5 protein-coding genes are annotated in these 4,865 nt (G+C 66.4%); all 5 read right to left on the bottom strand.

What is annotated here, in order from left to right:
• Positions 1-2,212, bottom strand: a 2,212-nt coding sequence (locus tag CXY91_RS28570) for a phage tail tape measure protein (protein WP_100965356.1), incomplete at its 3' end; no start/stop codon positions are given.
• A 164-nt stretch (positions 2,213-2,376) separates the two neighbouring features.
• Positions 2,377-2,802 carry a phage tail assembly protein gene (locus tag CXY91_RS28565; RefSeq protein ID WP_100965355.1) on the bottom strand — a complete coding sequence of 142 codons (426 nt, stop codon included), beginning with the start codon at positions 2,800-2,802 and terminating at the stop codon, positions 2,377-2,379.
• Positions 2,799-3,161 (bottom strand): phage tail tube protein, encoded by a 363-nt coding sequence (locus CXY91_RS28560; RefSeq protein ID WP_100965354.1) that lies wholly within the window; start codon positions 3,159-3,161, stop codon positions 2,799-2,801. Before CXY91_RS28560 ends, CXY91_RS28565 begins: the two co-directional genes overlap by 4 nt.
• Before the next feature lie 36 nt (positions 3,162-3,197).
• Positions 3,198-4,658, bottom strand: a complete 1,461-nt coding sequence (locus CXY91_RS28555) for a phage tail sheath subtilisin-like domain-containing protein (protein ID WP_248307673.1) — start codon at positions 4,656-4,658, stop codon at positions 3,198-3,200.
• Positions 4,659-4,665: 7 nt separating this feature from the next.
• On the bottom strand, positions 4,666-4,865 hold a 200-nt coding region (locus CXY91_RS28550; RefSeq protein WP_248307672.1), incomplete at its 5' end, for a DUF2635 domain-containing protein.

Raw genomic sequence — 4,865 nt, 5'->3', positions numbered from 1 at the left:
AGGCGCGCCCGAGCATCGAGCCGCGGTTCGGCGTCACCGGCACGGCCGGGTTGGTCGACTGGACATTGACGACACGCGTGCCCTCGGCCGCCTCGACGACGATGCGCCCACCGACCGCGATGTTCTGGTTGGCCGCCGTCTTGGTGAAGCCGTTGGAGCCGCCGATCGAGCCGCCGCCGGTGTTTGAAGTCGGGTTGAAGCCGCCGCCGAGCGGGTTGCCCATCGGGTCGGTCGCCGGAGCCGGTGCCCCGGTCACACCGTTCGTCGCGCCGGGTTGATCCGTCCCACCGCCGAAGAGCTTGGTCACCCAAGCCGGAGGCGTCGGCCATTTGATCAGGCTCGAGATGTCGATACTGCCGATGGCGGCGATGATGCGTCCGGCCAGCCCACCAAACCAGGCTAGGAGCTCGCCTACCTTCTTCTCGACCCCTTCTGTCAATGAGCCGATGAGGCGTCCACCGGCCTGGGTCAGGACATCGAGGTTGTTGACCAGGCCGGCCGCGACCTCTGCGGCGATCTTGATGCCCAGTCCAGTCACGGCGATCAGGCCCGCAGTGAGGCCCTCGCCGATCGAGGCGATGAGCTTGCCGCCAGCGTCGACCATCGCCGGCAGATTGTTGATCACGGCCGTGGCGAGCTCGGGGATCTTCGCCCCCAGCCACGCGATCACACCCTCCAGAGCCTGTCCCGAGCGGATGCTTTCCCAAGCGGCTGAGAACTTCTCGCCGATGCCCTGCCAGAGAGAGGCGAGCTGCGGCCCGACCGTCGCCCAGTTCTGGTAGAGCCAGGCAGCACCAGCAGCGAGCGCGACGATTCCGGCTGTGACGAGCACGACCGGCGAGAACAGTAGCGCCACCGCCGCCCCCAGAGCGGAGACCACGGGCGTCAGGATGGCGATGCCGGCGCCTGCGGCGAGCAGTGCGCCGGTCCAGGAGAGAGCTTTGTTGATGAAACCAGGCCAAGCCCGGTCAACGACCTCGACCCCTTTTAGCAGCTCGAGCAATGCCGCCTTTGCCATGGGAATGTTCGACGCGAAGGCGAGCCCGATGCGATTCCCCGCCGCCGTGGTGAGCACCGAGAGCTGCTCAAGCTGCGGTTTCAGACCGCGCATCTGGCTGGCGAAATCCTGGGCAATGACGTCGACGCCGGCTTCTTTCAGCTGGCGCTTGAAGTCCTTCATCTTCTCGGTGTTGAGCAAGGCCGGGATCAGGAAGTCGAGCACCTGCATATCGGCATAGAGCTTGCCGACCTTCGTGCCGGCGAGCAGCTGCTCGATCTGCCCTCGAACGGCCTTTTCCTTGTCCTTGTCAGAGCCGCCGGCGGCTCCGGCCTTCTTCATGATCTTGTCGATCTCGCTGGCGGGCACCTTGAGCTTGTCGCTCATCTTCTGGATTACCGCCTCGACCGGGTTGATGCCCTTGGCAGCTGCGTTCGTCATCACGCCGGTGACGTCGACCTTCAGCTCCTTCTCGAACTTCTTGATTGCCTCGGGTGCGTTGATCTTGGTCAGGAAGTTCTTGAGGTTGTTCGCCGCCTCGGACGGGCTCGCGGTTCCGAGCATGGCGATCTGGAGGCTGGAGCCGAGATGCTCGACCGCCTCGGCCCCGGTGATGCCGAGTTTCGCCATCTGTGCCGTCAGGGACGGAAACTCGGTCGCCATGTTTTTGAACTCGAATCGGCCGAGCTTGCCGGCCACGACGAGCTTTCCGAGCATCGCCTCCATCTGCTCGGCCGGCACCTTGAGGGAGTCGCTGAGGGAGAAGGCCGTCTTCGCCGTGTCCTCGATCGTCGCTCCGGTTGCGGTCGCAACGCGCGCGATCGTCGGCATCAGCTTGTCGATCAGCGTCGAGTCCATGCCGGACGCGATAAGTGTCTGCGCGCCCTTGGCGACGTTCGTGGCGCTCTGGCCTGTGTCGAAGGCGAGCTTCTGGTAACGCGCGGACATGTCCGCGATCGACTTCTCGACCTCGCCACCGACCTTGCCCGCGGTGATCGTGATGTCTCGCAGCTGCGCATCCCAAGCCGCCGCCTGCTGAATCGGCGACGCCAGGGATATCGCGGCGAGCGCGCCGCCGACGACGCCGATCTGTCGGCCGAGATTGGCGATGCTGGATCCGACCGAGGATATGCCGCGCATCATGCCGCGCAGCGGCGCCGTCAGCCGGTCGATGAGCTGGACGAGGACCGAGACCTTCATATTGCCCGCGGCCATGCCGTCACCTTTGCTTGGCGGCCTCGGCCGCGAGGCGCTCGAGCTCGGCGGCGCAGTTGTGCCACCAGCGCAGTTCCGAGAGCGTCAGCGCCTCGGCCTTGTCGAATCCGCCGCCGTAATAGCGGACGACGGAAGCGACGATCAGCGGCCAGTCGTCCGGCCACTCACTCCTGAAAGTAGGAGATGACCGCGGTCGCCCCTCCGACGTCGCGCTGGGCCATGCGGTCGAACAGCACGTTCATCCGGGGCGACGACATGCCGGTGGCGCGCGCCAGCGTCAGGATGGTGCGCTTCATCTCATCCTTCTCCTGGGCCACGACGCGCAGATCCGCGCCGGTCAACTCCCTGAAGGTGAGCTCGGCGCAAACTTCCTGCCGCTCTTTCCCGCCCTTGCTGATGGTGAGCGTGATGGGCTTCACGAGCTTCAGTGTCACCGTGCCGTTGGCGTTGAGCGTGGCGCGAGCAGGAAGGTCGGCCTTCTTCGCCTCCTCGTCGTCCTCGACGATGACGGCCGCGTGCTCCTGCACTTCGGACTCGTCTTCGTCGACCAGATCCGGCGCACCCTGCGGGCTGATGGTGAGCTTGGTCACGCGGAGATCTCCTCGGGTTCGCCGGCTTCCCACTTCAGCGGCACCTTGCCGCCTTCGCCGCCGGTCATCTCACGGCGGTCGACGAGGAAAGCGTCCGGCCAGGTGAAGACCTGACCGGTGTCGCACTGCACCTGCAGCTCGCCTTCGCCGACGCCATAAAGCTCCTTGAACTTCTGGCCGCGTTCGACGGCGGTGGTCGCCTCGACCTCCGATTTCACGAAGGACTGCGCTCGCCCGACCTTGCGGCCATACTCCACGCCGCTGTTGACGATGCCGCCGAGCACGAGCTTGGCGCCCTTCTCGACCGGGATGTTCCGGCCCTGCCAGACGATGTCGACGATGCCCAGGACCTGCGTCACTGCGGCCTCCTTTCAAAGAGGGTTGAAGCCTTAGGTTCAGGCCTCGAATTCCAGCGCGGCCGCGAGCACCATCAGGTTGCCGATGATGTTGATGCGCTGCTGGCCGTTCAGACGGTTCTTGTCGCTCTCGTCGATCTCGAAGCGGCTGAGCTCGAGCGTGCGCCCGACCTCGACGATCCAGGCCTGGCGCTCATAGAGCTTGCAGCGCGACGCCCAGGTGCCCGCCATGCGCTTCGGCGTGACGACGATATCGTTGTTGTTGGCCGCGACGCTGTCGTCCGGCGCCAGCTTATGACGCGGGTACATCAGCGTGACATAGGCCGCCCAGTCATAGCGGATCCGCGTCAGCGTCTTCGGCACCATGATGTCGAGCCAGGCGGTATCGGCGACCGCGAGGTTCGAGACCTTGTAGGTGGTGATCACGCGCTCGAGCACGACGTTGCCATCGACCAGGCGCGTCCAGGTCGAGATGCCCTGGCGCAGCAAGAGGTCGCGCTCGGTCTCGATGAAGCAGTCGGCATCCTCCGGCGCGTCGATCCCGGTGAGGACGAGCGAGCGCAGCTGGCGGGCCGGGTCGTTGGTGAGCTGGAAGGTGCAGATGCCGCCAAGCGACGCCGCCCATTCCCAGGGCGCCTGCAGGCCGGCCTTGGCGCCGATCGCCGAGAGGTGCGGCGAGTTGGTCAGAGCGCCCTTGGTGCCGAGCTCGCCATAGGTGCCGCGGTGGCCGACATAGATGTGGCCGTCCTTCTTGCCCATCGCCTTGAAGCGCTCGGCGAAGTCCTCGGCGACGAGCTCGAGATTAGCGGCGTCGTCCCAGGCCATGACGACGTCGGTGATCCAGGTGTTGGTGACGGCGTCGAGGATGTCCTGGACGTCCGGATTGCCGGAGCCAGGCGTGGTCTGCGCGACGGCGATCGCCAGCGTGCCGGGGAGGATGTCCTCGGACGTCTTGCGGAAGCGGATGTCGATGTGATTGCCGACCTCGCCGGCATGCTTGGCGGTCAAGGTCACGACGCCGACGGCCGAGGTCGCCACGACCGGCATGTCCGGATCGGCGTTGATCGCCAGGACGGCCGCGCTCGCATGCTGCGTCGGCGTCATGGAACTGGTCGCCTTGTAGCGGACGCGCCGGCCCTGGATGTAGATCGGGATCGTGCCGGCGCCCGCGCCGGTGAAGGTCAACGTCCGGACGTTCTTCACGCCGGCGCCGTCATCCGCCAGCGCGATCGCGAACACGCGGTTCGTCTTGTTCGCCTTCTTCCAGGCGCGGACCATCTGCTGGCCGACCGAGCCGGCGCCGAACAGCGCCGTGCCCTGCTCCGGCCGGGTGATCTCATAGGGCTGCGCAGCGACCGCCGTGCCAGCCGCAAGCTTCTGGACGAAGAGGTAGGCGACGGCCGGGAAGGAGACCAGGCCCATCTGGTCGTAGACCGGCCGGCCCTCGACATAGGTGCCCGGGACGCGCCAGTCGTACAGGATCTCGTTGAAGTTGATCATCGCGCCCTCACTTCTTCTCGTCGGCCGCCGGCTTCGCAGGCTTCGGCGGCTGCGCCTCGACCAGGTCGCCGTCCTTCAGGCGCCGGCGCACGAACTGGGTGCGCTCGGCAAAGTCGCCCTCGGCCGGCCAGAGCTCGCCGTCTTCCTCGCGGCGCACGATCCGGCCTTCGCCGGCCTTCAGGTACAGGCGCTTGTCGGTCATGGCGC

It is taken from the genome of Allobosea sp. FBZP-16 (assembly GCF_002831785.1).
Lineage (GTDB): Bacteria > Pseudomonadota > Alphaproteobacteria > Rhizobiales > Beijerinckiaceae > Allobosea > Allobosea lupini.
This window is presented reverse-complemented; position numbering and strand designations above follow the sequence as displayed.

Bases quoted from the DNA above. Each gene is read 5' to 3' on its own strand.
- CXY91_RS28555 (WP_248307673.1), bottom strand. From the start codon at position 4,658: ATGATCAACTTCAACGAGATCCTGTACGACTGGCGCGTCCCGGGCACC.